Source organism: Butyrivibrio sp. AE3003, assembly GCF_000686065.1.
Taxonomy (GTDB): domain Bacteria; phylum Bacillota; class Clostridia; order Lachnospirales; family Lachnospiraceae; genus Butyrivibrio; species Butyrivibrio hungatei_A.
Genome location: NZ_JMLX01000001.1, coordinates 1,110,390 through 1,136,496 on the forward strand (window position 1 = coordinate 1,110,390; position 26,107 = coordinate 1,136,496).

20 protein-coding genes are annotated in these 26,107 nt (G+C 40.1%); 1 reads left to right on the forward strand and 19 read right to left on the reverse strand.

Features of this window, described 5'->3' with window-relative positions; all coding sequences use genetic code 11:
- Window positions 1–8 precede the first annotated feature (8 nt).
- The 17 genes from CD00_RS0105365 to CD00_RS0105450 form a co-directional block, all read right to left on the reverse strand.
- On the reverse strand, window positions 9–665 hold the full coding sequence (locus CD00_RS0105365) for a hypothetical protein (protein ID WP_026655018.1): 657 nt from the start codon (window positions 663–665) through the stop codon (window positions 9–11).
- Between the two features lie 39 nt (window positions 666–704).
- A complete protein-coding gene (locus CD00_RS0105370; protein ID WP_026655019.1) occupies window positions 705–1,265 on the reverse strand; it encodes a hypothetical protein in 561 nt (186 codons plus the stop codon).
- Window positions 1,253–2,287, reverse strand: a complete 1,035-nt coding sequence (locus CD00_RS0105375; protein WP_026655020.1) for an RHS repeat-associated core domain-containing protein — start codon at window positions 2,285–2,287, stop codon at window positions 1,253–1,255. The genes CD00_RS0105370 and CD00_RS0105375 overlap by 13 nt, the downstream gene beginning before the upstream one ends.
- A 752-nt stretch (window positions 2,288–3,039) precedes the next feature.
- Entirely contained in the window at window positions 3,040–8,415 is a 5,376-nt protein-coding gene (locus CD00_RS0105385) for a DUF6531 domain-containing protein (protein ID WP_026655023.1), read from the reverse strand.
- 5 nt (window positions 8,416–8,420) lie between these two features.
- The gene (locus CD00_RS0105390) at window positions 8,421–8,723 is read right to left on the reverse strand and encodes a hypothetical protein (RefSeq protein WP_026654099.1); all 303 of its coding nucleotides are present in this window, start codon (window positions 8,721–8,723) and stop codon (window positions 8,421–8,423) included.
- 21 nt (window positions 8,724–8,744) lie between these two features.
- Window positions 8,745–9,125: a DUF5082 domain-containing protein gene (locus CD00_RS0105395; protein WP_026655024.1), complete on the reverse strand. Its 381-nt coding sequence runs from the start codon at window positions 9,123–9,125 to the stop codon at window positions 8,745–8,747.
- Window positions 9,126–9,398: 273 nt separating this feature from the next.
- Window positions 9,399–11,054 (reverse strand): putative manganese-dependent inorganic diphosphatase, encoded by a 1,656-nt coding sequence (locus tag CD00_RS0105400; protein WP_026655025.1) that lies wholly within the window; start codon window positions 11,052–11,054, stop codon window positions 9,399–9,401.
- 167 nt (window positions 11,055–11,221) lie between these two features.
- Entirely contained in the window at window positions 11,222–12,952 is a 1,731-nt protein-coding gene (locus CD00_RS0105405) for an ABC transporter ATP-binding protein (RefSeq protein WP_026655026.1), read from the reverse strand.
- Window positions 12,949–14,673 (reverse strand): ABC transporter ATP-binding protein, encoded by a 1,725-nt coding sequence (locus CD00_RS0105410; protein WP_026655027.1) that lies wholly within the window; start codon window positions 14,671–14,673, stop codon window positions 12,949–12,951. Before CD00_RS0105410 ends, CD00_RS0105405 begins: the two co-directional genes overlap by 4 nt.
- 26 nt (window positions 14,674–14,699) lie before the next feature.
- Complete coding sequence (locus tag CD00_RS0105415) at window positions 14,700–16,031, reverse strand: RsmF rRNA methyltransferase first C-terminal domain-containing protein (protein WP_026655028.1); 1,332 nt, start codon at window positions 16,029–16,031, stop codon at window positions 14,700–14,702.
- Between the two features lie 102 nt (window positions 16,032–16,133).
- Window positions 16,134–17,678, reverse strand: coding sequence for a ribonuclease Y (gene rny, locus CD00_RS0105420; RefSeq protein WP_026655030.1), 1,545 nt, complete (start codon window positions 17,676–17,678; stop codon window positions 16,134–16,136).
- A gap of 119 nt (window positions 17,679–17,797) precedes the next feature.
- On the reverse strand, window positions 17,798–18,415 hold the full coding sequence (locus CD00_RS0105425) for a regulatory protein RecX (protein WP_026655031.1): 618 nt from the start codon (window positions 18,413–18,415) through the stop codon (window positions 17,798–17,800).
- On the reverse strand, window positions 18,415–19,476 hold the full coding sequence (gene recA / locus CD00_RS17335; RefSeq protein ID WP_034461987.1) for a recombinase RecA: 1,062 nt from the start codon (window positions 19,474–19,476) through the stop codon (window positions 18,415–18,417). The genes CD00_RS0105425 and recA overlap by 1 nt, the downstream gene beginning before the upstream one ends.
- 270 nt (window positions 19,477–19,746) lie before the next feature.
- On the reverse strand, window positions 19,747–20,283 hold the full coding sequence (locus tag CD00_RS0105435; protein WP_026655032.1) for a J domain-containing protein: 537 nt from the start codon (window positions 20,281–20,283) through the stop codon (window positions 19,747–19,749).
- A 22-nt stretch (window positions 20,284–20,305) separates the two neighbouring features.
- Window positions 20,306–20,707 (reverse strand): GerW family sporulation protein, encoded by a 402-nt coding sequence (locus CD00_RS0105440; protein WP_026655033.1) that lies wholly within the window; start codon window positions 20,705–20,707, stop codon window positions 20,306–20,308.
- Window positions 20,708–20,735: 28 nt separating this feature from the next.
- Window positions 20,736–21,713, reverse strand: coding sequence for a hypothetical protein (locus CD00_RS0105445; RefSeq protein WP_026655034.1), 978 nt, complete (start codon window positions 21,711–21,713; stop codon window positions 20,736–20,738).
- Between the two features lie 17 nt (window positions 21,714–21,730).
- On the reverse strand, window positions 21,731–22,057 hold the full coding sequence (locus CD00_RS0105450; RefSeq protein ID WP_026655035.1) for a hypothetical protein: 327 nt from the start codon (window positions 22,055–22,057) through the stop codon (window positions 21,731–21,733).
- 148 nt (window positions 22,058–22,205) lie between these two features.
- Between CD00_RS0105450 and CD00_RS0105455 the strand changes: the two genes are divergently transcribed.
- Window positions 22,206–23,273 carry an HD-GYP domain-containing protein gene (locus CD00_RS0105455; protein WP_026655036.1) on the forward strand — a complete coding sequence of 356 codons (1,068 nt, stop codon included), beginning with the start codon at window positions 22,206–22,208 and terminating at the stop codon, window positions 23,271–23,273.
- Window positions 23,274–23,280: 7 nt separating this feature from the next.
- Here CD00_RS0105455 and CD00_RS0105460 read toward each other — a convergent pair whose 3' ends face one another.
- Window positions 23,281–24,744, reverse strand: coding sequence for a peptidoglycan D,D-transpeptidase FtsI family protein (locus CD00_RS0105460; RefSeq protein ID WP_026655038.1), 1,464 nt, complete (start codon window positions 24,742–24,744; stop codon window positions 23,281–23,283).
- The gene (locus CD00_RS0105465; protein WP_026655039.1) at window positions 24,710–26,104 is read right to left on the reverse strand and encodes an FtsW/RodA/SpoVE family cell cycle protein; all 1,395 of its coding nucleotides are present in this window, start codon (window positions 26,102–26,104) and stop codon (window positions 24,710–24,712) included. Before CD00_RS0105465 ends, CD00_RS0105460 begins: the two co-directional genes overlap by 35 nt.
- Window positions 26,105–26,107 lie beyond the last annotated feature (3 nt).

Consider the following 26,107-nt stretch of genomic DNA (forward strand, 5'->3'; position numbering starts at 1 on the left):
CCTGATATTTATATCATTGCTTTCATTTGTCTAATATATAAAAACGATTCATCCATACCTATATCTGTTTTTTGGTTCAATATATCTGCCGCAAGTAAATAATCTTTTGATTTAACTTTATCGATTACTTCTGAAATATCCACTTTACACTCATCAAAAAATTGGGTTGTACTCGACCTGTCAAAGGAATATCGTGATTTATTTTCCATATTGGAATAGTAATATAACGGACTGTCAGAATACATCCCCAATATTCCACGCTCAACCAAATACTCTTTTAATAAGTCATATTCCGTCAAATAATATGGTAGCTTTATTTTTTTTCCGTCATATATTTTCATGACCACTCTTGCATTAGTATATCTTCCACAGCTATCTAGATAAACTTTGCAAACATCCCTCCAGCGATATGACCGTATCTTTTTTGTCGGCAAAACATGCATAACGCCCGTATCCGAAACTATAATTTTCTCATTTGCCATAGACAAAAACAAAGGTATGTTAAACATTGTATAAATAAAATATGAGAACAATATCCATTTCAAAATATCTAAATGATATTTTTTATCCACATATATAAAAAATGGAATTAGTAAATATACCATTGCCTCTGCTATAACATAAGTAATGCACCTTTTAGTAACAGTTACTTTATCAACACTCATTACTACACGTTCTCCTCTTTTCAAATTACGCGCATAACATTAGTAGTAACTATATGCCAAAGAACCATACATTTCTTCTATTTCCTTTTTTGATATATCCCCTCTGGGCGCTACAATAATTTCAATAACGCTTTTGTTATCTGCTGTAAAAAAATATATGATTTTTTCAATATCTTCCAATCTATATTGTAAAAAACACTCATCAAAACTCGGCTTATTACTTACCCCACTATCAACAACAACTCCACTGTTATTCCCAACAAATTCTGTTAATTCATACGCATTCTTGATTGAATTTACTTCTTTAATTTTTTCAAATGAAATATCAAACTGCTCTAAAATATCAGAATCTATGCCTTCACAATCAGGACCAACTCCCAAAACCAAATAATCATCAGAATGAAGGAATACATAATCCTCTCCCTCAATTCTATCTAACCCACCTGTAATTCTATTAGGCAAACGAAAATGGGTATCACCAAATCTTATGACATCATATTTTGAATTTTTGTTCATTCCCTTTACCATGAAAAGAATGATAACAAAAACAACTATATATACCCATATTTTGGACCAATCAACTTTTTTTACCCTGCACATTCTCCATCTCCTCTATAAATAGAATTCATTATGCTTTCTTTAATATCTGTAATCATATTATATATATACTCTACCGGATAAAATGTTTTTGAAGTTTCAGACATAGTTACATGCCCCTCCGCCACACTTGGTGTTACGTTAGCGCCCACACTCACGTATCCACCATATCTATGTTTATCCTTTATACCGTTTTCTCCAGATCCCCATTCTCCAGAAGCCCAAAAGCCGCCTCCTAATACTATGACTTCGCCTCCGCTTCCGCCAACTTCAGTTCCAAAGCCTTCTAGCTCAGATATACTTTCAGCTGAATATGCTCCAAGGTAAATTGTTGCTTTTGCTTCACCAGGGCCAGCGCTTATAATTCCTCCTGTTCCACCTACTGCCTGAAATCCCAAAGCATGTGCAGGATCTGTAATCACCTTTAGTGGATCCAAAACCATTTGACCACCACCACCAAGATATAAATCTTGCCCAAATGCCCCTGAAATGCCAAACACAATAATAGGACGTTCGTCACCCTCAAAATCTTCAAGTTTTTCAATTATCTGCTCTTTAACCTTATTTGCAGAAGATATTATTGATTTTCCAAATTCTTCTGTATCCTTAATGAATTTTGGCAAATTGCCATCATTATCGACAAGTACTATCGGATTTGCCCAACAATAGCCATAATGATTGAGTGTAAATGGTCTATTGACGAATCCCCTTACATTATCTTCTGACTGAAATCTTCCATTATCCGCACTATAGTATCTCGCCTGTGCAAACTTAAGACCTGAGACTTCATCTTCCTGATAGCCTGTAAATGCAAAAGGCTGGATGATATTACCGTTTGTTGTATAAGCGTGTTTTGATGCGTTCTGTTTTCTGCCGTTACATACTTTTCCTGTGAACGGATCTATATTTCTTCCAAAATCATCAAAAGCATATGTTGATACGCTTGCGCCATCCGTACCTGTCATGTACATAGGTGAGCCAAGCTCATCCTGTAGGTAATAGAAGTTGTTGCCGGCTTTTGACATTGAGATTACGCTATTGTCGTAGACAAAACTCTCTGTCTCGCCATTTACTGTACGCTCAAGAAGGTTGTAATAATCCTTTGATAGCCATCAGTCATCTCATCATACTGATATCCAGTAAACGCCAATGGCTGAATTGTATTACCCTGATTTGTATAATCTGTTTTCTTTCGCTTGTCAGTCCTAGAATCAATCGTTCTTCCAAACTCATAATAAGCATAGAAAATTTAGCCATTCCATCTGTACCAGAATAATGTACCGCCAGCCAACAATATACACATCTATTTCTTTAATAAAATCCACACTAAAATGACTAGTGAAATGATAACGACAAATAACAATATAAAGATTATTATATATGTCAGTATTTTTGAAAAAAGAGACTTACATTCTTTTAAGTCAAAAATAAAACTAAGAGCTCCAGTCCCGCAAAACAGAACAAGTGTAGCCAACATCCATGCGCTATAATTAAAGCCAATATTTGCGCACCAGAATATCAAAACAATAATCAGACTAATATGCGCATACATCTCAAATATCACCGACGTTAAATCAAATTCATTATTCTTGTGAAATGGATTCAATATTATCTTTAGTCCCTTAGAAATAATAATTCTATGATATGAAACATTATTACGACGTTCTCCATTCATATACCAACTAAGAAAATATAAAAAAAATATGATTATAACCATAAATCTCATTTTAGTTAATCTCCTGCACAAAATTTAATTTCGTCCCAAATATACTTCATTTCATCCCAAAATTTCTGTCCACCAAAAAAAACTAGATGTAGCATATCTTGTAATTTCATAAACTGTTGATCTAATAAAGCCACCTAGAACGTCCTCAACAGTGTTTCTTATGATTTCATTAATCCAAGAAGTTTTTGAACCTACTACTTCTCTCATTTTGTTCCAAAACATTTCGTGTTTTAAAAATTTCATTTTCGCATTTGACGACCCCGCAAATCTACCTGTTATACCGCCAATTATGCTATTAATAATCACCCCTTCTGCAGTAATCTTTTCACCATTAACCGCCTGAGTTCCAGCATATGCAGCTCCGTTTATAATTGCATTTCCTGCAAACAACATTGTAGGGTTAGCCGTTATACAACTTAACGCCCCTCCTAATGCACCTCCTGCACCTGCTATCAATGTTTGATCCAAACTATAATTTGAAAAACCTTTATTTGCAATCACCTGCGCCGCAGTGTCTACTCCCATAGCTATTGTTCCAGATGTCAAAGCAGTTGCACAAACAAATCCTACAACCCCCGGAGCAAACACTACACCTGCAGCAAGGGCTCCAACAACTGCAACTGTTGCTCCCACTTTAATAATGGTTCCTTTATTATCTGAAATAAATTTACCTGCCTCGTTCATTCCTTTTTTAACTTTGTTAACTACATTACTCATCCTCTTAGGAAGATTACCATCCAAATCCGCTAATCCGATTGGATTGTCCCAGCAATAGCCATAATGATTAAGCGTAAACGGACTATCAATGAATCCCTTCACGTTATCTTCAGACTGGAACCTTCCGTTATCAGAACTGTAAAATCTCGCCTGCGCAAACTTAAGCCCCGACACAGCATCTTCCTGATATCCTGTGAAGGCAAACGGCTGGATGATGTTTCCATTTGTTGTGTAAGCATGCTTTGATGCACTATTATTTCTGCTGTTACGTACTTTTCCTGTAAACGGATTGATATTTCTACCAAAATCATCAAAAGCATATGCACTTACAGCCACTCCGTCTGTACCTGTCATGTACATAGGTGAGCCAAGTTCATCCTGAAGATAATAAAAGTTGTTGCCGCTCTTTGACATTGAGATTACATTGTTATCATATACAAAGCTCTCTGTCTCGCCATTTACCGTTCTCTCAAGAAGGTTATAGTAATCCTTCGAAAGATCGCACAGGTACTCTATCTTTTCCTCAGGTCTTGTAGATGATACCCTAAATCCAAGTCCGTTGTATTGATTCTCAAGTTCTCCCTTGTCCTTATCGACTACATTTGAGAGCATATTTGTAGCATCAAAAGTAAAGGTCTTCTGCAAGAGACCGTTTATGAACTCTTTTGTCTGGTTACCTCTCTTATCGTAGTCGTAGGTCTTAAGGATAGCCTGAGAGTTATTAAGCTCCTTAGCTTCTACAAGTCTGTCAAGGACATCGTAAGTGTAAGAAGTCTTTATGCTTTCTTCTGTATCCGGCACAATCTCAGACATTGCTGTTCTGTTACCAAACGCATCATACTCATATGCTGCCTTTGTTATTCCATCATGTGTTGTCTTTGTTAAACGTCCAATAGCATCATAGCTGTACTCATATCTACCTGATACTTTGTCAAGGCCACGTCTGCTCCTGTCAATACCATTTATGAGCCCCGAATTATCGTAAAAATAGAAATACTTATCAAGTACTCCCTCCAGATCAGTACTGATCATACTTTCAAGGTTTCCACCGGGCATATATGTATAAGCCTGACTTACGCCATTTGCAAAAGTCTTCTTTGAAAGACGTCCTATATTATCATAAGCATAAGTAGTCTCTTCTCCATTTCCTATAATGCTCCTAAGCTGAAGCTTATCATCATAGTTATAAGAAACCACTCTTCCGTCAGGATATGTGAGCTTAGTCTTCTCACCTGTAGCGCCGTACTCATAAGCTACAGTCCTGTTCTTAAAGTCTGTTACCTTTGTAAGTCTTCCAAGGATATCATTCTCAAGAATTGTCTTTCCATTCCAGTCATTTATCTGATTAAGCTGATTAAGCTCATTGTACGCAAACGCTACTGATCTTCCGTCTGAATATGCGACATTTGAAACACTTCCCAAAGCGTTATAGCTATAAGTTGTCTTATAGTTATCCCTGTCAGTCTTTGCAAGAAGTCTTCCGTATTGGTCATATTCATATGTTTCAATTTGCCCAAGAGCATCTGTTACGCTTGTGAGCTGACCTGCAAGGTTATATGAATAGAGCGTTACATGACCGTCTTTTCCAACTGTCGGCATATAGTCGTCAGTCTGCTCTTCAAGGCTTATTCTTCCTTCAACTCTGTGAATGGTTTTAAGGTTATCAAGACTGTCGTATGTATAAGCTGTCTCATTTCCGAGAGCATCTATTACAGACTTAAGGCGTCCTGTTGCCGTGTAAAGGTAAAGTGTTATACTGCTTCCGTCAATTACCTTTGTAACTCTTCCAAGTGCATCATACTCGTATTCAACACATCTTCCGTCTGAGCCTGTTACTTTATTTACCCGGCTTAAGGCATCGTAACCATAGTTGATCTCATAACCATCAGCAAATTTTCTTGTCTTTACTCTTCCGGCTTCATCATAGGTAAGTTCCTGCTCTGTTACACCGCAGAAGCTTATCGATGTAAGTCTTTTTCCTTCTGTGTAAGTGAACTTACGAACTCTTCCTGATGCATCAGTAATTGAATCTATAAGATCCATTTTGGTGTATTTGTAAGATACTTCATTTCCAAGAGCGTCCGTTTCCTTTGTCACTCTGTCTAAAAGGTCATACTCACGCTTTGAAACATTTCCGAGAGCATCTGTTACTTCCGTAACATTACCTGCTTCGTCATATGTATAGCTTGTCTTATGACCGAGAGCATCTATCTCTTCCGTAACTCTGTTAAGGGCATCATAAACATAGCTCTTTACCCTGACATCGCCAAGATACTCAGCCGTTACATTTCCGTTCTTATCATAATCATAGCCTGTTGTTCTTCCCTCGGGATCTGTGACTTTAATAAGTCTCATAAGAGGATCGTACTCATACTTTATCTGTCCGCCGTTTGGAAGTAATACAAGCTCCTGCTTACCCATTACGTTATAGCTTATTTCTGTACTTCTTCCTGCTTCGTCGGTTACCTTTGAAACCCTTCCCATGATATTTACATCATAACATTTAAGAGTTCCATCAAATTCCTTAACAGAAGTCACTTTTCCCGACTTATCATATCTGTATTCCCTTGTATTTCCGAGGGCATCTGTTGTCTTTACGATCCTGTCGGCGTTGTCGTACTCAAATGTAGTCTTAGCATCGTCAGCAGAAACTGTTTCTACGACACGGTTAAGATCATCATATTTATAGCTTGTCTTTACCCCGTCAGGATCTGTTACTGTAGCAACGTTTCCTCTGTCATCATAAGTAAAGATTGGCCCTATTCCTCTATCGTCATAGACTGCTTTTATGTTTCCGTCACTGTATGCAAAAATGCTGGCATTTCCTCCGGGAGCAGCAATCTCTTTTATCGTGCCGTTTTTGTTGTAAAAATATTTGTATGTGTCGTCTCTTGGTCCTTTTACGGTATGAAGCTTTCCGTCTGCCCTGTAGGTAATATTGGTCTTATTTCCAAGCGCATCAATAACCTGGGTTACATGACCTCTGTTATCATAAGCGATTTTGGTCGTATTGCCGTTCTTATCGGTAATACTTGTTTTAAGATTCATACCATTGTATGAATAAGTTTCCTTACCGTCATAGTAAGCTGTCTCTATATGCCTTCCAAAATCATCATGCGTGTAAGTAACCTTATTGCCGTTCTGCTCTATGGCAACCGTTATCTTCTTCTCGTCGTCATACTCATATGTCATCACAGTATTGTCAGGAAAACTCTGCTTTACTGTTCTTCCCTGCTCATCATACTCATTTGTGATAGATGTAATTCCTTTTGGATTAATTACATCCTTGATTATTCCATCTTCCGTGTATGTAAACTTCCTTACTGCTCCGTCAGTTCCTTTTATCTCTGTGAGCCTGTCATCATCATAGGCATAAGAAACACACCTGCCCGCCTGATCGGTAACAGATGTCATAAGCGTAACTCTTGTTTTTCCAAGTTCATTAAAGATACATTTTTCGAGATACTCAAATGTAAGAGTGTTTCCGTTCTTGGTACTTATATGTGTAACACAGCGCTTGCCTCCAACGATATCGTATGTAAAAGATACATTATCGCCGTCGAAATCTCCAAGCGCTACAAGATATCCCCTGTCATCAAATCTCTCATATGTGCCGTCATCCTGAGTGATAACATATCCGCCTGTAAGTTTTTCAAGGAGTCCTTGTTCGCCCTGTGTTTCGAAGTAAAGGTCTTTGTCATATACATCATCAATCTTTTTATACTCACCTTTACTTCCGTCAGACTTTTCTATCTTTATTATTCCGTCTTCTTCCACAATGCGCTTTTCAAAGGTATGCTTCCAGCCTTTTCCGAGACGTCCGCCCTTTTTATCCATTGCATTGTAGAATCTTGCAAATGAAAGAGGATATTTACCTCCAAGTTCAATGTCAACGTATTCGTTTATATAGTTTCCGCTGCACATGTTTACAGGGTCATACTTAAGAATTGTGCTGAGCACGTTATTACCGAGTTTATCTACAAAACTTCCCGAACCCTGTGCTCTTTTTACGCTGTCCTCAAGGAAATCACCAAGCCTTTCGATAACGCCCATCTCAATGTCGCCGTTACCATTCACAAGTAAACCTTTGCAGCTCCTAAGTTCTTCAATCTCCTGTTTTAATTTGCCTATTCTATAAGGAAAACTAACAGACGATATCTTGGCCGCCTGCTGATTATCGAAGTTGGTGAACCTGTTAATAAGGTCAAGAATCATTCCGTCTTTTGATTCGTTTCCGCAAAGATTCCCGTAAGCATTTGATGCCATAAAGAAATCGTATTCATCGCGGTTTCCGTACTTACTTCCAAACCTGCTGTGAATGTTATCCTTTAAAACCTCCATGCTTGTTGCCCATGTTTTATAAACAGAAGCACAGCCATGAAGTTCTATGTTAAGTCCTTCAAGAACGATCGTGCTTATCTTGGCATCGTCGGCTTCATCAACCGCTGCTTTAAAGCCACTTACATAATCCGTAAGAATAGCCCTAAAATCCCTTTCGATCCTGAGTATTTCATCAAGCTTTGCCTGCTCAACTGTTCCTACAAGGAGTTTTGCCTTGTCAGCACTCTTTCCTTCCCAGTTTGCTTCCCCTGTAAAGCTGTCCTGCGCTCTCTTATGCGCTGCAGCTTTTTCTTCATATTCATCCATAGCAGAAAAAAGGTCACTTATGTAAGCATTAAATTCCGCCATGTTTATCCATTTATTTTCCATAAGTATTAACCCTCTTCCCTATCTATTTTCGCGGCAATATCAATATCTGTTTCAACTATCTTGCCGGTACTGTTATCTAAAAGTGTTGCAGTATCAATACTTACAACATCCTTATATGTTGCTGTCAGATCTTTCTGTCTCTCAGCTATATATTTGATCATGTGGAGTGAGGCATCTTCGCCGATGAGTCCGGCTTTTGCCAATGCAGAATCTTTAATCTCAAGAACGTTTGCAGAATCTTTTATATCTGAAATAAGCGCATCTACCGCCTGTTTCCCCAACTGTATCTTTTCACCTTTACCACTCATTGTTTACCATCCCCGCTATCCTTAATTTTGAGACTGTTCACGTTCGCGTTCGCGCTCACGTTCACGTCTTTCCTCTTCTTCAATTCTTTCTATCTCAGCTTCAAGCTCTGCGATCTGAGCCTCGGCTTCACTTATCATCCTATCTATGGCGCTTCTAAGCCGCGTACACTCGCCTTTTGCACCGTCCATTCTAAAAACGCAGACGTTCTTAGTCTTAACTGCGTTCTGCTCGTTAACGCCAATCCACTCGCCTGCTCTGCTTAGATCTATCCCATCAAGTGTATCTTTCTGGGTCTCAATCTGTCTGATATAGCCGTCGATAACTGTCTGTTTCTCCCTCATTGCTCTGATGTCTTCTCTGATTTCTGCAATCTTTCTTCTGCAATCCCCGATTCTACTCACTATAACCTCCAACACGTTATTGTAACATTATGTTTAACATCAAAATTATACGATTTTTAAAGCACTCCTGCAATATAATTTTAAAAATCAAAAAGGGCCTACCAGAATATAGGGTATCCGGTAGGCTCAATAGCCAAAGTCATGCCAAACTTAGTATTTCAATGGAAATACAAGGTCAAAACATTGAATAGCATCATAAGTACATTAACATTTTTTAAATAAACATTTCCATCAATTCAATTTTAACTTTTAAAAATATAATTCCCAAGCTTCTCAATTCTGAATCGCCTCAACAATTGCCGGCAAAAGCTGCTTCTTTCTCGAAACAACGCCGGGAAGTGTTGCTTTGTCGCCGGAGACGTTTATGCCAAAGGCGCTGTTGATGGTATACTGCGACTTTGCGCCGGTGAAAAGAACTTCAGAAGACTCGTCGATTATGTTGGTAAGCATGAAGAACAGCATGTCGAGACCATCATCTTCCGCAGCTTTCTTAAGTTCAGGTTCAACCTTGTCTTTTATATCAAGAAGTTCTTCAGAGCTCATTGAGTTGATCTGGCCGATTCCGATGTTCATATCATCGACTGTAAACTTCTTAAAGTCCTGATGAAGAATCTCGCTTGCAGTCTTGCCGCTAAGATTGGATCCCGCATGGAACATCTCTTTTGCAAATCCCTCGTAATCAACGCCCGCTATCGAAGCAAGTTCCTCTCCCGCTTTCTTGTCAATATTAGTACAAGTCGGCGATCTGAACATAAGCGTATCGGAAAGGATTGCAGCAAGAAGAAGTCCCGCTGTAACCTTATCAACATCAACTCCGTACTCTTTGTACATCAGATAAATGATCGTACATGTTGAACCAAGGGGCTGGTTTCTGAAAAATACAGGTCCCGATGTTTCAATCGTGCGAAGCCTGTGATGATCGATAATCTCCAGAATATCCGCAGAATCCGCGCCGTTAACAGCCTGGTTCTTTTCATTGTGATCTACAAGAATGAGCTGCTTCTTTTTCGCACCAAGGAAATTTCTACGGCTGATCATTCCGACATAATGCTCATTCTTATCAAGCACAGGGAAATACCTGTGTCTCATGGAAGCCATAACTTCCTGAATATCTTCGATGTAGTCGTCCATGTGGAAGCAGACGACATTATCTCTTTTCATAACGTAGCTTATAGGCATGCTCTGATTGATAAGCCTTGCCACAACAAATGTGTCATGCGGAGTTGTGATAATCTTGGTTCCGTGCTCTCTTGCCTGAGTCCTAATAGTCTTGGCAACATCCGCGCCCTCGCAGACTATGATACATCCGGCATTTAACTCAATCGCACAAAGCTGTGACTCATATCTGTTTCCGAGAATAACAACATCGCCCTCTTCAATGAAATTCTCCATCATATCAGGGCTCGCCGCAGCGATAACAACTTTTCCCTTATCAAGGGTATCTCCGATATCGCCCACGATCAGCTCACCATCAAGAGTCTCGACAATATTCTGGTACGATGTTTTTGCAGAAGACAAAATCCCGGGATCTATAACATCCATATATGTCTCAACAATATCATTCGTCGTTATTATTCCGCTTACTTCATCATTTTCGGTAACGCACAAAGTCACAACCTCAGCGTCACGCATTTCAGCCCAGGCTTTCTTAAGAGAAAGATCCGCTCCGATTCCGTCGAGCATCCTGATCTCCATGTCTCTTACCTGAGTTCTGACATCCTTAATATAAACAGGAATCTGCACGCCAAAATGAGACAGCACAAACTGCGTCTCTTCGTTTAGGTGCCCCGCTCTTCCTGCAATATACTCATCACCTGTTATCTCGCTCTTAAGTTTCGCATATGTAATCGCAGCACATATAGAATCCGTATCGGGATTCTTGTGTCCGATAACAAAAACAGGTCTCTTTTTTTTCTTTTTTGATTTCATATATTCCCCTCATATTTAAAGCATCTATACTAATTCTATTACATAGTTCGAAAAATAACTATAAAATATTGAACCATAGTAAATATGTGCTATTTCAGCTTCTTCGCACAACAAATCCGGTAACAAAACAAGTCATCATCGCAAATCATTGCATCAAACACCACATTTTACGCGAATTGGCTATTGTACAATTCATAATAAAAGCCCTTCTTACCCAGAAGTTCCTCGTGTTTACCCTGCTCAAGGATATGTCCGTCCTTCATAACAAGGATCACGTCCGCTTCGACTATGGTCGAGAGTCTGTGTGCAACGATGAAACTCGTCCTGCCCTTCATCATCTTATTAAACGCCCTCTGTATCCTCATCTCGGTATGCGTATCGATTGAAGAAGTCGCCTCGTCAAGAATCAGCATCGGAGGAATATTGAGCATAACTCTGGTAATGCAAAGAAGCTGTTTCTGACCCTGCGAAAGATTTCCGCCATTCTCCGAAATCACTGTATCATACCCATCAGGAAGCTTCTTTATAAAGCTGTGCGCATGAGTCGCTTTAGCCGCCTCGATTATATCATCATCACTAAAATCTTTTCTTCCGAGAGTAATATTATCCCTGACAGTTCCGTGCCGCAGCCACGTCTCCTGCAAAACCATGCCGAAATTATCTCTAAGATCAAGCCTCTTGATATCCCTGATATCATAGCCGTCAATCTTAACACTTCCCTTGTCAACATCATAGAATCTCATAAGGAGATTAATAAACGTTGTCTTTCCGCTTCCGGTAGGTCCTACTATCGCAACTCTCTGCCCCTTAACGATACTAAGGTCAAGGTCTTCAATAAGCTTCTTTTTCTTATCGTAGGAAAAAGAAACATCACTTATATCCACAACACCCTCAGCGGTAAACTTCTCCGGAGCCGTCTCTTTATCCTTCTCCTCGCTCTTTTCCTCAATAAGGTCAAAGACACGTCTTGCGCAGGCAAGCGCATTCTGAAGTTCGGTAACAACGCCTGAAATCTCATTAAACGGCTTAGTATACTGATTTGCATAGCTCAAAAAGATCGTAAGTCCACCAACCGTCATTCCGCCGCTGATACAAGCAAACGCACCAAAAAGCGCAACGAAAGCATACACGAGGTTATTGATAAATCTGGTTCCCGGATTGGTTATTGCGGAAACAAAAACCGCTTTAACCGAAGCATCCTCAAGTTTTCCGTTCACCTCATCAAAATACTCCATATTCTCGTCTTCATGAGCAAACGCCTTAACAACCTGAAGATTGCCTATCATCTCGTCAACAAACGAAGTCTGCTCTGCTCTTGCTTCGCTCTGAAGTTTAAAGAGCTTGAACGACTTATCCGCAATTACTCTCGCAACAATAAGAGATAGCGGCGTAAGAGCAACTACAACTATAGCAATCCTGAAATTCAGATAGAACATAAATACAAGCGTAAAAAGAATAGTCACTATCCCCGTAAAGAGCTGCGTAAAGCCCATAAGAAGCCCGTCCGCAAAAAGATCTATGTCCGCCACTATTCTGCTCACTATTTCGCCCGTCTGTACTTTATCAAGATATTCGAAAGGAAGAATCTGAAGCTTATCGAAAGCCTCCGCCCTAACGTCTCTGACAACCTTAAAAGTGATCGCATTATTTGCTTTGTTCATCACCCACTGGCAGATTGCGGTAAATACGATAGCTGCAAGCATCTTCATAAGAACCGCCATCACTTTGCCAAAATCAACGTCCCCCTTTCCAACCAAAAGATCTATCGCCCCTCCGGCAAGAATAGGAATATAAAGCGCAAGTGCTGCCGTGATAACAGCAAGTATCATTGACAAAAAGACAAGTCCACGGTACTTTCCCGCGTAGTGAAGCACCTTTCTAAGCGTTCCTTTTTTCATACCGCTCCCTCCTTCTTGTACTGAGATTCATATATTTCCTTGTATAAGTCACAAGTTTCAAGGAGCATATCATGCTTTCCCATTCCGACAATCGCGCCATTTTCAAGAACAAGTATCTTGTCACAGTCGTGAACAGCGGACGTTCTCTGAGACACAATAAAAGTAGTCGGTGCATCTTTCATCTCGCCGATTGCTTTTCTCAAGTTCTTATCAGTAAGGAAATCAAGCGCAGAAGCCGAATCATCAAGAATAAGTATCTCAGGTTTTCTTACAAGCGCTCTCGCAATGGTAAGTCTCTGTTTCTGACCGCCTGAGAAGTTCTTTCCTCCCTGCGATACCATATGATCAAGTCCGTTTTCTTTTCCCTTAACAATCTCTTCAGCCTGCGCAATGCGAAGAGCCTCATAAATCTCTTCATCCGTCGCATCGTTCTTGCCCCAGCGCATATTGTCCCTGACGGTTCCGTGGAAAAGAACCGCTTTCTGAGGAACGATACCGATTCTCTCTCTAAGGGCATCAAGCTTATATTCTTTGACATTTCTGCCGTCAATTACAACGCTTCCCTCGCGGGCATCATAGAATCTTGGAATAAGGTTAATAAGCGTAGACTTTCCGCTACCTGTTCCTCCGATAATTCCGATTCTCTCACCTCTTTTTACCGTGAGATTTATCTTCTCAAGCGAATCCTCACTGTCACCCTCATATCTCATGTACACATCGTTAAACACAACGTGTTCATCCGTTTCATCAAATGTATCAACGTTTCCGTCAGCCATGGAAGACTTAAGCTCGATAAGCTCCTGAACTCTGTTTCCTGATGCGATTGACTTGGTGATGGTAAGAATAAGATTCGCAAGCTTAATAAGCTCTACGAGAATCTGGGACATATAGTTATAAAGCGCAACAACTTCACCCTTTGTCATCTCGCCCGCTTCAACATAAACTCCGCCCTTATAAATTAGGAACAAGAGCGCAATGTTAAGAATTGCAAAAGTAACAGGATTCATAAGCGAAGAAATTCCGCCGACAAAGCTCTGAAGCTCCATAAGCGAATCGTTGCTCTTATGAAATTTATTTTTTTCCTCGTTCTCAAGTCCAAATGCACGGATCACCCTGACTCCCGTATGATTCTCTCTTGTGAGCCTTAATACGGTATCAAGCCTACTCTGAATCTCGCCGTACTTCGGGATGCTCCATCCCATGATCGCGCCGACAACCGCAAAAAGCAGAATTATCGTCACAATAAAAATAAGCGCCTGTCTGACATCGATCGTAAACGCCATTATCATTGCGCCAAAGACAATAAAAGGCGACCTCAGCAAAAGCCTAATAGTAAGATTAACGCCCTGCTGAACCTGATTTATGTCGCTTGTCATCCTCGTCATCATTGCAGATGTGCCGATCCTGTCCATATCTGAAAATGACAGCGATTGTATATTGTTAAAAAGAGCTCTTTTTACCTTCTTTGCAAAGCCGGCCGCAGCCTTAGCTGCATAGAACTGTGCAGTTATCGCACTTATACATCCGATAACGCACAAAAGGATAAGTATCATGCACATTTTAATTACATATGACTTATCCCCTAATTCAATACCTTTATCTATCATAGCTGCGATGACAAGAGGCACCATAAGTTCAAAAGATGCCTCCAACAGCTTAAACAAAGGTCCTAGCGCTATTTCTTTTTTGTAATCTCTAAGATATACAAGAAGTTTTTTCATTCTTAGATTATTCCTTCTGTTTTATTTTAGTAGTTAATGCGAAGCCCCTTCGGATAGTGGTTCTTGAGCATTCCGCCGGCTTCCTTCGCCCAGCCTATACTATATCCGTCCGTTGTGATAAGACACCATCCCTTATTACCCGTTCGCGATACGCGAAGTGTCTGGCCGTTCAGATACTGTTTTATATTGTCATCATCGGATGCGATCTCATATGACAGTTTAACATCTTCCGGCTTTGAAAACAGTGCCAAAGCATGTGAAGGCTCAAATCTATCCTTCTTAAGAGTTCCCAAATGAAGCCCCGGACGTAATACTTTAAGCCCTTCAAAAGATGGCATATCTTTTGGAGCCGCATACATCTGATCTCCGAACATAAATATAACTTTGCCGTCAAAGAGCCTGTCTATAGCATCCTTCGTAAAAGTCTCACTAAGGAAATCACCAAGAATCTTTACCTGTTCTTTCCTTGCAGGCACTATCCTGCCTCCCGGAACATAGCCGTTCTTAACCGAAATATTCTCACCGTCTCTTTTAAGAACGCACAGAAAATGTCCTTCCCCCTTAACTTCATGAGGAAAGAGTCTCTTAGTAAGTTCGCACTTAAAATCATTATGCCTGTTCAAAAACGCTTCAATGTTATCCTCATTCTCTTCCCTTGAGAAAGTACACGTTGAATAGATAAGCGTGCCTCCGGGAACAAGCATTGCAGCGGCATTATCAAGTATTTCCGCCTGTCTCTCAGCACAAAGAAGCACATTATCTACGCTCCATTCATCAGCCGCGTTATCATTCTTCCTAAACATACCTTCGCCGGAACATGGAGCATCCACCAATATTTTATCAAAATAACCGTAAAAATAGTCTGCTAAATGTTCAGACGTTTCATTTAAGACCATCGCATTGGAAATGCCAAGTCTCTCTATATTCAAAGACAGTATCTTCGCTCTGTCTTTATTTATCTCGTTTGTAATTAAAAGACCTTTGCCCTCAAGTTTGCATGCAATCTGAGTGGATTTACCACCGGGTGCAGCGCAAAGATCAAGGATTTTCTCCCCGGGCTTTGGGTCAAGGAAATGCACAGGAGCCATTGCACTTGGTTCCTGAATATAATAAAGCCCCGCCTCGTGATACGGATGTTTACCCGGCGCAAAGTCGGCACTGTAATAATACCCCGTTTCTTCCCACGGAACCTGCTCTGTTACACATTCGAGCTTATCAATAAAATCTTCCCGAGCCTTTAAAGTATTGAGCCTTAAAGCATGATATCTGTTATCAGCTTCAAACGCCTCAATAAAACGTTCATAATCTTCATCACCCAGAAGATCTTTCATTCTGTTTTTAAATTCAAAAGGCAACATATATATTTAATTCTCCATAAGTGCTCTACTCAAAAAGAGGCTATCTTGCTTTCGCAAAATAGCCTCTCCACTACATTTACCCAATAATGTTCAGAAACAGCATTACTTAGCGTAATCAGTTGCTCTACTCTCTCTGATGATATTAACCTTAATCTGTCCGGGATATTCCATTTCATCCTCAATCTTCTTAGCAATATCACGAGCCATGAGTATCATGTCTGAATCTGAAACCTGCTCAGGAACAACCATTACTCTGACTTCTCTGCCGGCTTGAATAGCGAAAGAGTGATCAACACCCTTAAAGCTATTGGTAATATCTTCGAGTTCTTTAAGTCTAGATGTGTAAGTTTCAAGAGTCTCTCTTCTTGCGCCCGGTCTAGCTGACGAAATTGTATCGGCAGCCTGAACAAGGATAGCAATAAGTGACTGAGGCTCAACATCACCATGATGAGCTTCTACTGCGTTAATAACAGTCTGTGATTCCTTATACTTTTTACAGATATCTACACCAAGCTGAATGTGTGAGCCTTCAAGCTCATGATCAACAGCTTTACCGATATCATGCAAAAGTCCTGCTCTCTTAGCAACTCTGACATCGAGACCAAGTTCCGACGCCAAAAGTCCACATAACTGAGCAACCTCTACAGAATGTTTCAAGCAGTTCTGGCCGTAACTTGTTCTAAATTTCATACGACCAAGAATCTTGATAACTTCCGGGTGGAGGCCGTGAACACCGGCTTCAATGGCAGCATTTTCACCTTCCTCTTTGATCTTGGCAGCAACTTCTTTCTGTGCCTTTTCAACCATCTCTTCAATCCTAGCGGGATGAATACGACCGTCAACGATCAATTTCTCCAGTGCAATGCGCGCAACCTCACGGCGGATGGGATCAAATCCCGAAATAACTACAGCTTCAGGTGTGTCATCAATAATAAGATCAACACCGGTCATTGTTTCAAGAGTTCTGATATTTCTTCCCTCTCTACCGATGATTCTACCCTTCATCTCATCATTGGGAAGCTGAACAACGGAAATTGTTGTTTCGGAGACGTGATCAGCGGCACAACGCTGAATCGCGTTAACAACGATTTCTTTCGCCTTTTTATCAGCTTCTTCCTTAGCCTCAGCTTCCATGGTTTTAATCATGACAGCTGATTCGTGTTTTACATCATCTTCGACAATTTTCAAAAGATACTCTTTAGCCTGCTCGGAGGTTAAGCCAGAGATTTTCTCAAGTTCCTGTACCCTCTGTTCGTTAAGCTTAGTAACCTCTTCATTCTTCTTGTTTAAAGCGTCCTCTCTCGCATTTAAACTTTGCTCTTTCCTTTCGATCGCTTCAGATCGTTTCTCGACGTTTTCCTCTTTCTGCTGAATACGCCTCTCTGTACGCTGGACTTCATTTCTTCTGTCTCGTACTTCTTTCTCGAGTTCATTACGTGTTTTAAGTGCCTCTTCCTTTACTTCAAGAAGTTTCTCACGCTTCGTTTCTTCGGCAGTCTTGAGTGCTTCGTCAATAATTTTTCTTGCCCTCTCTTCAGCGCTTCCGATTTTTCCCTCTGTTACCTTTTTCTGATAAGCAGAAGAAACAATCCAAGTTAAAATCGCAGAAAGAACAAGAGTTACTGCTGCAACTATAACAGTAGTCATTACAGGAGCACCTCCTTATTCAATTTTCATTGTACAATATTTTGTATAGTGCACAAAAAAAATGCACACTTAAATACAATTTTACAACACTTAAATTTTACATTCTATAAAACGCAGTGTCAAGTTATTCCGCTATCCATAGCCTTTTTAATCATAGAGAGGTCGTACCCTCGCCTCATTAGAAAGGCAATAAGTTTCTGCTTTTCTTTATGGTCAATCGTTTGCGCATCATATTTTTTCTTGATAAGAAGTTGTTTGATCTGAGAAATTTCAGCCTCATCTCCGCACTCAGAATACAGTTCTTCAAGCTTTTGCAGGATAATATCCTTGGAAATCCCCTTATTCATCAGGTCCATTATAATTCTGTTCCTGCTTCGCATTGACATATGATAAGTTATATAGTCACCCGTGTATCTCTCATCATCCACGTATCTGAATGACTTAACATAATCTATCGCAGTATCTATGCACTCCTCCGGATACATACCGTCAGAAAGCTTATCTCTTAGCTGTTTCTCCGTGTAGTCCTTTTTTTGCAATAAATTCATAGCACGGAGCTTCGCCCTTTTGGGCAGAAGTCCGCACATAATCTCATTGTATTTTTCTTCGGAAAGTTCATTGCCGACTTTAATATCAAAGTCTCTGAGCTCACCGTTGTATAAGACAAAACCAAATTCACCGTCTAGGAATACTTTGGATCTCTTTTTATCCAATGCACATATATCTGAAACGATCATTATTTCGCTGCCTTAGTCTTCTTTGTTGCAGGTTCCTCAGCAGTTTTCTTTGCTGCCGATACATCTACGGGAAGATTGTAATATGCTCTTACCTTAGCATCGATATCTGCAAGAATCTCAGGGTTGTTCTCAAGATAGAGCTTTGCATTCTCACGTCCCTGTCCGATCTTCTCGCCATTGTACTGATACCAGGCACCACTCTTGTTAACAATATCTACGCTTGCAGCAAGATCAAGGATATCTCCTGTAACAGATATTCCCTTACCGAACATAATGTCAAACTCTGCCTCTTTGAAAGGAGGAGCGATCTTATTCTTAACGACCTTAACCCTTGTTCTGTTACCTGTGTTCTCACCGTTCTGCTTGATTGCTTCAATACGGCGAACATCCATACGAACGGATGAATAGAACTTAAGGGCACGTCCACCTGTTGTAGTCTCGGGATTACCGAACATAATACCAACCTTCTCTCTGAGCTGGTTGATAAAGATTACTGTACAATTTGACTTGCTGATAACCGCAGTAAGCTTACGAAGTGCCTGAGACATAAGTCTTGCCTGAAGTCCGACATGAGAATCTCCCATATCACCGTCAATTTCTGCCTTCGGAACAAGCGCAGCAACCGAGTCAACAACAACTATATCAATAGCACCCGAGCGAACCATGGTCTCTGTGATCTCAAGAGCCTGCTCTCCGCTGTCGGGCTGTGAAATATAAAGATTATCTACATCTACACCGATGTTCTTGGCATATACAGGATCAAGTGCATGCTCAGCATCGATAAATCCTGCGATACCGCCTCTCTTCTGAACTTCAGCGATCATGTGAAGAGTAACCGTAGTCTTACCACTTGATTCAGGTCCATATATCTCAACAATTCTTCCCTTGGGAATTCCGCCAAGTCCAAGTGCAATATCAAGGCTGAGTGAGCCTGTGGGAATTGTTTCGATATTCATAGTATCTGATGAATCACCTAATTTCATTACAGCGCCTTTACCAAACTGCTTCTCAATCTGACCAAGTGCTGCCTCAAGTGCTTTTTGTTTTTCTTCTCTCTCCATACGGGTCTCCTTTTCTAGAACATCTGTTCTAACTAAAAATTATAATAAAACAAACGTTCGTTCTTGTCAATAATTTAATTTTATAATTTTTTATTTTGGAATCTATGGCGAAAATGCCATCATATAAGCTTTTTGTCCGGCACAAATACATGACGGAACATAATATCCCCGAAAACATATACAAGCCATTGTTCACAGACTGAACAATGACTTGTTTACATTATCATATATTGTGATAACAAACAACTTAAGATTTTATGAAGACTATATTTAGTTAATCATGCTAACATCATAACGTCTGCACAATTCACTGTACTCCTGATTGATAAGCTGGACCATATCCTGGTCTCCGCTTATATTGTCAGGATGAAACATTTTCATCAGGTCTTTGTATCTCTTTTTAAGAGCAAGTGCGCTATTGACTCCTCTAAACAGACAATCAACCGCATCATACTCAATTTCACGCTGGTAAGTTCTCTCCCTCTCGAGTCTTACAAACTCACTCTGCAGCTTTTTCTTGTCGCTGTTAAGCTGATCAAAGCCATTATTAAGAATTTTGAGTCTCTGCTCAAACAGTGCCTGATCGTTATCAAGGCGCTTTGTAGCAGTTTCCAACTTTCTCTCTGCCGCATCGACTCTGTTCTTGAATGAAAGCTCATCGGCTTCAAGTCGTGCGTAACGGTCAGAAAGTGAACTCTCCTGATTCTCGAGTCTTACGCTTTCTTTGAAAAGCCAAAGTCTGAGTTCCGAAAGTTCGTCCTTTGTCCCGTTAAGAATAATGTCTTCAATGTCTCTCTTTTTTTCCATTAGGACCCCCCTAGCCTAAGACTTACTCTCCCTTATTCTTGTTCTCGGGAAAAGCAATGTCTACTGCCGCGTTATCATCCATCATGTTCTCTTCTTTTTTGGAAAAACGATCCACAATATCGGGCACGAGATCCAGAACCTTTGTTACAGCATCTTGGTTCTTGATATTAACTAGTTTAGTAGATCCATCCTTGATCACCAATACGGCACTTGGCGACATCTTTGCACAAAATCCGCCTGCTCCACCGTTCTTCTTGTCCGCATCGCTGGAGCCTGCTCCAACACCGAAAGATACGTCGACAAGTGGTAAGATCACTGTGTCATCAACCTTAGTTGCCTCTCCCACGACAGTTTTTGTCGCAAGAATTGAATTCATACCTTTAAGCAGCGAGTCAACCACGCTGCCAAAATTATTGTCTCCCATTTACTCCTCCGGGTGATAAAGAATTGCCTTATGAATTCATTATCTTCTTGAATCTGTTTATTATTTTTTTTACATCCTTGTTGAAATAGCAAACAGCGACACAATATATAACCGTAAAAACAGTTATATGCCCCTTTAGATCCAGATCCGCACCGAGTGCCCTGTTCTCAAAATCGGGTGTAAACTTAAGCTTGTCATATAAAACAGGATACAAAATTCCGTAAACAGACATAAGTTCCGCCTCAGTAGCGGGATCCCCCATTCCCAGATACAGTTCAATACTGCTCTTGTCGGGAAGAATCATTTTTAAAAGTCGCGCAAGCTTTTCCTTAACAAGACTGTAAGCTCTCTTGAAAATATCATTTTCCAGAGTATTTTTTATCATTCTTATCTTATCACAAACTCTAGATATTGTATATCGATTTTTTTTAAACACATGTTTTGGCTTTTTTATCAGCTCCAAAGCCGTTTCCGCGACTTTTTTCAGCTTGTCGAAAAAAGTGTCTTTATCGTCATCTTCGATATTTTCTTCTGTTATTTCATTATCTTCTTGATAAAATTCCGAAACATTGTTTTCGATATGTTCACCTAAAGATGTATTTTCGTCATTAAAGTTCTCTTTTTTATTAACAAAATTCTCTTTAAAAATAATCTTCTCTTCATTCTTATTTTCTTTATCTTTATTTTTCTTCTCTTTTATCTTTTCCGGCTTTTCTTTTCGCGGAAAAAACTTTATCCCGAATATCCTTATGACAAACTCGGGCCTTTGGGGATACAGGAACTTTCCCGACAGCACATGCAAAAGCCAGGAAAAATTCACGGATAAATACGCTTTATCCTTATCAAATCCCTGCCCTTCCTCAAAGATACTCTTTGGATAATTCCCCTTTATTCTGTATCTGACAGGCACAAAAAGAACCAACAGAACCAGCAATACAGCTATAAGAAGCAGCACAAGCAACACGATGCCGACCACTTTCAATACCGATAAAAAAACCGCCAACATAAACTTCTCCGTTTAATTTATTTTTTGTCCAGATAATCCAAAAGATTACCGGGCTTCCCCACTTTCTGCGCTTCATCCGAAATTCTTATAACAATATCGAGTGCCTCCGTATAACCTGATGCGATACCGTAGATGTACACCGGATGTTTTCTGTAATAGTCCTGAGATAAAAAAGCATTGTGAATAATCTCAAGCTGATCGATCCCGTTAGTAGCTCTCACAACGCAGAAAATCGTGAGTTGCTTTCTGTTATGGCACAGACGCCACTTAACTAAATTTCTGTTTTTAATGGTATCATCCCAATACAGATTCTTATAAAATTTACAGAATCCATTTTTTATCATAAATATCATAGCTCCCTAAGATAAATAAATTGACCTTGATAACACGAAAAAGTATATTATTATTAAGCGCTATAAATCCTTATTATTTTATCATAAGGGCGGCGTTTATGGAATTATGCACAGGAATGTGTGACGGGAGGTCACTAAAATGAAGTACGTTGCCAGGATGGAATTAAAACCCGGTATGGTAGCCGCAGAAAATATTTTGAATTATAGGAATGAGATAATTGTTGCCGCAAACACGAAGATAGATGCAACGATCATCGAAAGGCTCACCAGGCAGTCCATTATGGCTGTACCGATAAAAGAAGAAGCCGACTTTGCTACAACGCACAATGATAAAGTTCGTATTTCAGAAGGTTTTAAAAAATTTGAATCAATATATAATGTTTATTTTCCTGTATTCAAGGGATATGTGATGGGGGCGATCACATCTCATCAGCCTATCATCATGCAGCAGCTCATAGATGTTTACAATTCGGTCATCTCTTCTGTTGCAAGCGGTGAGCAACTCCTTGAATATCTTTATAATCTGACACCTGCGGATGATGAGGATATGATTCTTCATCACTGTTTAAAATCAGCTCTTATTGCGGGCGTTTTCGGATCTTTTATAGGCCTTTCCGCCGAAGATCAGCTGCTTTTTATTCAGTGCGCATTTGTTTATGACATAGGTAAATTCAGTATTCCCACTCAGATTCTGACAAAACCGCAGCGTCTTACAAGGGAAGAATATATGATAATCATCCAGCACACCGTTATCGGATATGATTTTCTTAAAAATATGGGGGATTTTAATGAGCATGTTTTGAACGCTGCAATGCAACATCACGAAAGATGTGACGGAACAGGCTACCCTGCAGGTCTCCACAGTGACAGTATCGACAGATTTGCCAAGTACATCGCAATCGTCGATTCATATGTTGCGATGACTTCAAAAAGAAATTACAGAAGAAAATTAAATGCATTTCAGATTATTGCAAACTACGAAGCGCAAGGTTTTCATAAATTCGACTACGAAGCACTCAATGCGATTCTTTTGCGCATTGCAAATTCTCAGCTTGGATTTAGCATTAAATTAAATAATGGGAAGAGAGGAACCGTGATCCGTATAAATGAACACGCGCTCTCCCATCCCATAATACTTTTAAATGAAAATAATGCTCCACTCGATCTTTCGATGGATTACAGATTTGCAATTGAAGAAGTCTATTGATGAATTATCATCTTAATTTGAAATATGCATCAAAGATCTTTTTAGCGATAGGTACGGCAAAGCTTCCGCCGCTTCCAGCATCCTCAACAATGACGGTAACACATATCCGGGGATTCTCGGCAGGCGCAAATCCCGTAAACCAAGCATGCGAATCAGAACTTGATGAATTAAATTCAGCAGAACCGGTCTTTCCTGCCGCAGTGTAGGAAAGGCCTTTTAATTTGCTCGCAGTTCCCTTCTCAACAACCTGTGTCATCATCTCTGTAAGAATTTCCGTCTCTTCTTCGCTCATCATTCTCTTAACTTCTTCGCCGTCATAAGACTCCAAAACCTTGCCGTCGGCAGTTCTGACCTCTTTGACAAGATAAGGCTTCATAAGAATTCCTTTGTTAGCAATCGCAGAAGTTATCATGTTCATATGCATGGGAGTAACCGTTGTAGCACCCTGACCTATCGCAAGCTGCATAACATCTCCCTTTGACATTCCGTCCTTATACCTCGCTTTACTTCTTGAATATGTAAGGTCAAGAGGAAGCTTATCATTAAACATAAGACTTTTAAGAACATCATTAAACGTATGCTGATCGATATAATTAACTCCTATATTCGCATACGAAGAATTACATGATTTTGCAAAAGACGTATAAAGGTCAAGCTTTCCGTGCTTTTCTCCGTGGTAACACGATATCGTGTTCTCTCCCTCGGAAACCCTGCCTTTACAGGTAAACTTATAATCATTGTAATCCTTGGGATGGTCCCTTAAATATGCAAGCGAAGTAACAATCTTAAAAGTGGAACCCGGAGGGTAAAGACCCTGAGTTGCCCTGTTTACTAAAGTTGCATCGCCTGAATCGTCTTCAAGATAACTCTTCCAATCATCCTGAATGTTGTTTGGATCAAAGTCAGGCTTTGATACCATTGCAAGTATCTCACCGGTCCTTGGATCCGATACAACTATCGCACCCTTTCTAGGTGAAGGAATTGCATCACTGCAGATTTGCTGAAGCTCAACAGAAAGAGTCGTCGTAACATCGTTTCCGGGAAACTTCTTCTTTTTGGCATCATATATTGCCTTTTGAGAAAGATCTATCCCCGAATTTATCAGATAATAATTGGAAATAAGCTCAACACCGGCTTTTCCGTGTGATGAATACCCCACAACATGCGCAAAGTCTTTTCCGTAAGGGTACTCTCTTACTTCCTTGCCTTTTTTGTCCGTTTTGGTGGACGCAAGAACATCACCGTCTCTTGATAAGATCTTGCCTCGTGTATTCTGGGCAGTCAGTATCTTCTGTCTGGTATTAAAGTTGTTATTCATGTATTTCTGTTTATTTACAGTAGCGGAATACGCGATAAATACAAGCATTGACACGAACAACGCCAAATAGATAAATGAAAGTACAATTATCGAAGTCGGTTGCGACGCCCTTGTATCTCTAGTAGTCCTCTTCGTATCTCTCGTTTCTCTCATCGTAATAATAATCCCTCTTGTTTCCTCTTGATCTGTCGTGTCTCATGTAGTCTTCCGCTTCCTCGAAATTCCGCACAAGACAAATCCCCTCAAATATCATCACCATGATAACCGTAACCATTACGGACGATCCGCCGTAACTTACAAGAGGAAGTGTTACACCCGTAAGAGGAATGAATCTGGAGCCTCCTCCTATAGTTAAAAACGTCTGAAAAATGTATGACACGCCTATTCCGCATGACAAAAGTCTGTAATACTTGTCGTGCATCATGTAACCTTCGTACATGATATGCATAAATGTGCTCAGGCATATAAGTGTCATTATAACCGCAAATACGATTCCGAATTCCTCCGCGATTGCCGAGAAAATGAAATCCTGCTCAACGAAAGGAATCGACTGTGGCGCTCCTCCGTATAGTCCAAGTCCGAAAGCACCGCCGCTGCTTATTCCGAAAAGTGACTGTGCCAGCTGGTATCCGGCACTTTCAATATTTCCGAACGGATCGAGCCATGCCTTAACTCTCACCTGTATATGTGAAAAGAGTCCGTAAGCAATAACGCTCGCCACCGACCCGAATCCAAGTCCCAGAATAAGATATCCGATATTATTCGTCGCAATATATATAAGTGCAAGAAAAACAATAAAGAACAAAAGCGCACTTCCAAGATCTTTTGACAGCACAAGGATAATTACATGGACTCCTGCAACCCCCGCGATCTTGATAAGATCCGTCAGTTCTTTTGCCCTAAATAACGCTCCCGCCAAAAAGAGCAGATAAATAATCTTCGTAAATTCCGAAGGCTGAAAGGTTATTCCCGCAATCGTATATGTGATCTTAGATCCGTTTGTTGCGGTTCCGAGAACCAGAACTATACCGATCATCGTAACGCCTATTGCCGCAAATACCCATGCGTAGCGCTTTATGACATTTAATCTGAAAATCAGTTCCGGAATAAAGAAGCCTAATACTATAGATGCCGCAACAACAACAAACTGCTTTATCGCTTTCTCATAAGAAAGCCTTGTAAGCATGATGATTCCGATCATCAAAAGCATGCACATATTATTGATAACAAGCTTGTTTGCGTCCGGATAAATAATATAAAAAAGCATGATCACCGAAGCAAATATAACTATCTGAAACAGAAAGAACAAAAGATAGGACACTTTTCCCGTTCTTGCCAATATCTGTATAAAACAGGTTATCTGAACTCCGAACATACAGCCTATCTGCCTGGTATATATAAACTTCCTGTCGCTCTCATACGGTTTTGCAAGCGCGCCGAAGGAATCGGCGGTATAAAAAAGAAGTAAAAGAGCTATCAAATATTTAGCTATCTCTGTAACAAAAAGTTTCATTAA

Coding starts and splice junctions, on each gene's coding strand:
- CD00_RS0105365 (WP_026655018.1), bottom strand. CDS start 665: ATGAGTGTTGATAAAGTAACTGTTACTAAAAGGTGCATTACTTATGTT.
- CD00_RS0105370 (WP_026655019.1), bottom strand. CDS start 1,265: ATGTGCAGGGTAAAAAAAGTTGATTGGTCCAAAATATGGGTATATATA.
- CD00_RS0105375 (WP_026655020.1), bottom strand. CDS start 2,287: ATGTCAAAAGCCGGCAACAACTTCTATTACCTACAGGATGAGCTTGGC.
- CD00_RS0105385 (WP_026655023.1), bottom strand. CDS start 8,415: ATGGAAAATAAATGGATAAACATGGCGGAATTTAATGCTTACATAAGT.
- CD00_RS0105390 (WP_026654099.1), bottom strand. CDS start 8,723: ATGAGTGGTAAAGGTGAAAAGATACAGTTGGGGAAACAGGCGGTAGAT.
- CD00_RS0105400 (WP_026655025.1), bottom strand. CDS start 11,054: ATGAAATCAAAAAAGAAAAAAAAGAGACCTGTTTTTGTTATCGGACAC.
- CD00_RS0105405 (WP_026655026.1), bottom strand. CDS start 12,952: ATGAAAAAAGGAACGCTTAGAAAGGTGCTTCACTACGCGGGAAAGTAC.
- CD00_RS0105410 (WP_026655027.1), bottom strand. CDS start 14,673: ATGAAAAAACTTCTTGTATATCTTAGAGATTACAAAAAAGAAATAGCG.
- CD00_RS0105415 (WP_026655028.1), bottom strand. CDS start 16,031: ATGTTGCCTTTTGAATTTAAAAACAGAATGAAAGATCTTCTGGGTGAT.
- rny (WP_026655030.1), bottom strand. CDS start 17,678: ATGACTACTGTTATAGTTGCAGCAGTAACTCTTGTTCTTTCTGCGATT.
- CD00_RS0105425 (WP_026655031.1), bottom strand. CDS start 18,415: ATGATCGTTTCAGATATATGTGCATTGGATAAAAAGAGATCCAAAGTA.
- recA (WP_034461987.1), bottom strand. CDS start 19,476: ATGGAGAGAGAAGAAAAACAAAAAGCACTTGAGGCAGCACTTGGTCAG.
- CD00_RS0105435 (WP_026655032.1), bottom strand. CDS start 20,283: ATGGAAAAAAAGAGAGACATTGAAGACATTATTCTTAACGGGACAAAG.
- CD00_RS0105440 (WP_026655033.1), bottom strand. CDS start 20,707: ATGGGAGACAATAATTTTGGCAGCGTGGTTGACTCGCTGCTTAAAGGT.
- CD00_RS0105445 (WP_026655034.1), bottom strand. CDS start 21,713: ATGTTGGCGGTTTTTTTATCGGTATTGAAAGTGGTCGGCATCGTGTTG.
- CD00_RS0105450 (WP_026655035.1), bottom strand. CDS start 22,057: ATGATAAAAAATGGATTCTGTAAATTTTATAAGAATCTGTATTGGGAT.
- CD00_RS0105455 (WP_026655036.1), top strand. CDS start 22,206: ATGAAGTACGTTGCCAGGATGGAATTAAAACCCGGTATGGTAGCCGCA.
- CD00_RS0105460 (WP_026655038.1), bottom strand. CDS start 24,744: ATGAGAGAAACGAGAGATACGAAGAGGACTACTAGAGATACAAGGGCG.
- CD00_RS0105465 (WP_026655039.1), bottom strand. CDS start 26,104: ATGAAACTTTTTGTTACAGAGATAGCTAAATATTTGATAGCTCTTTTA.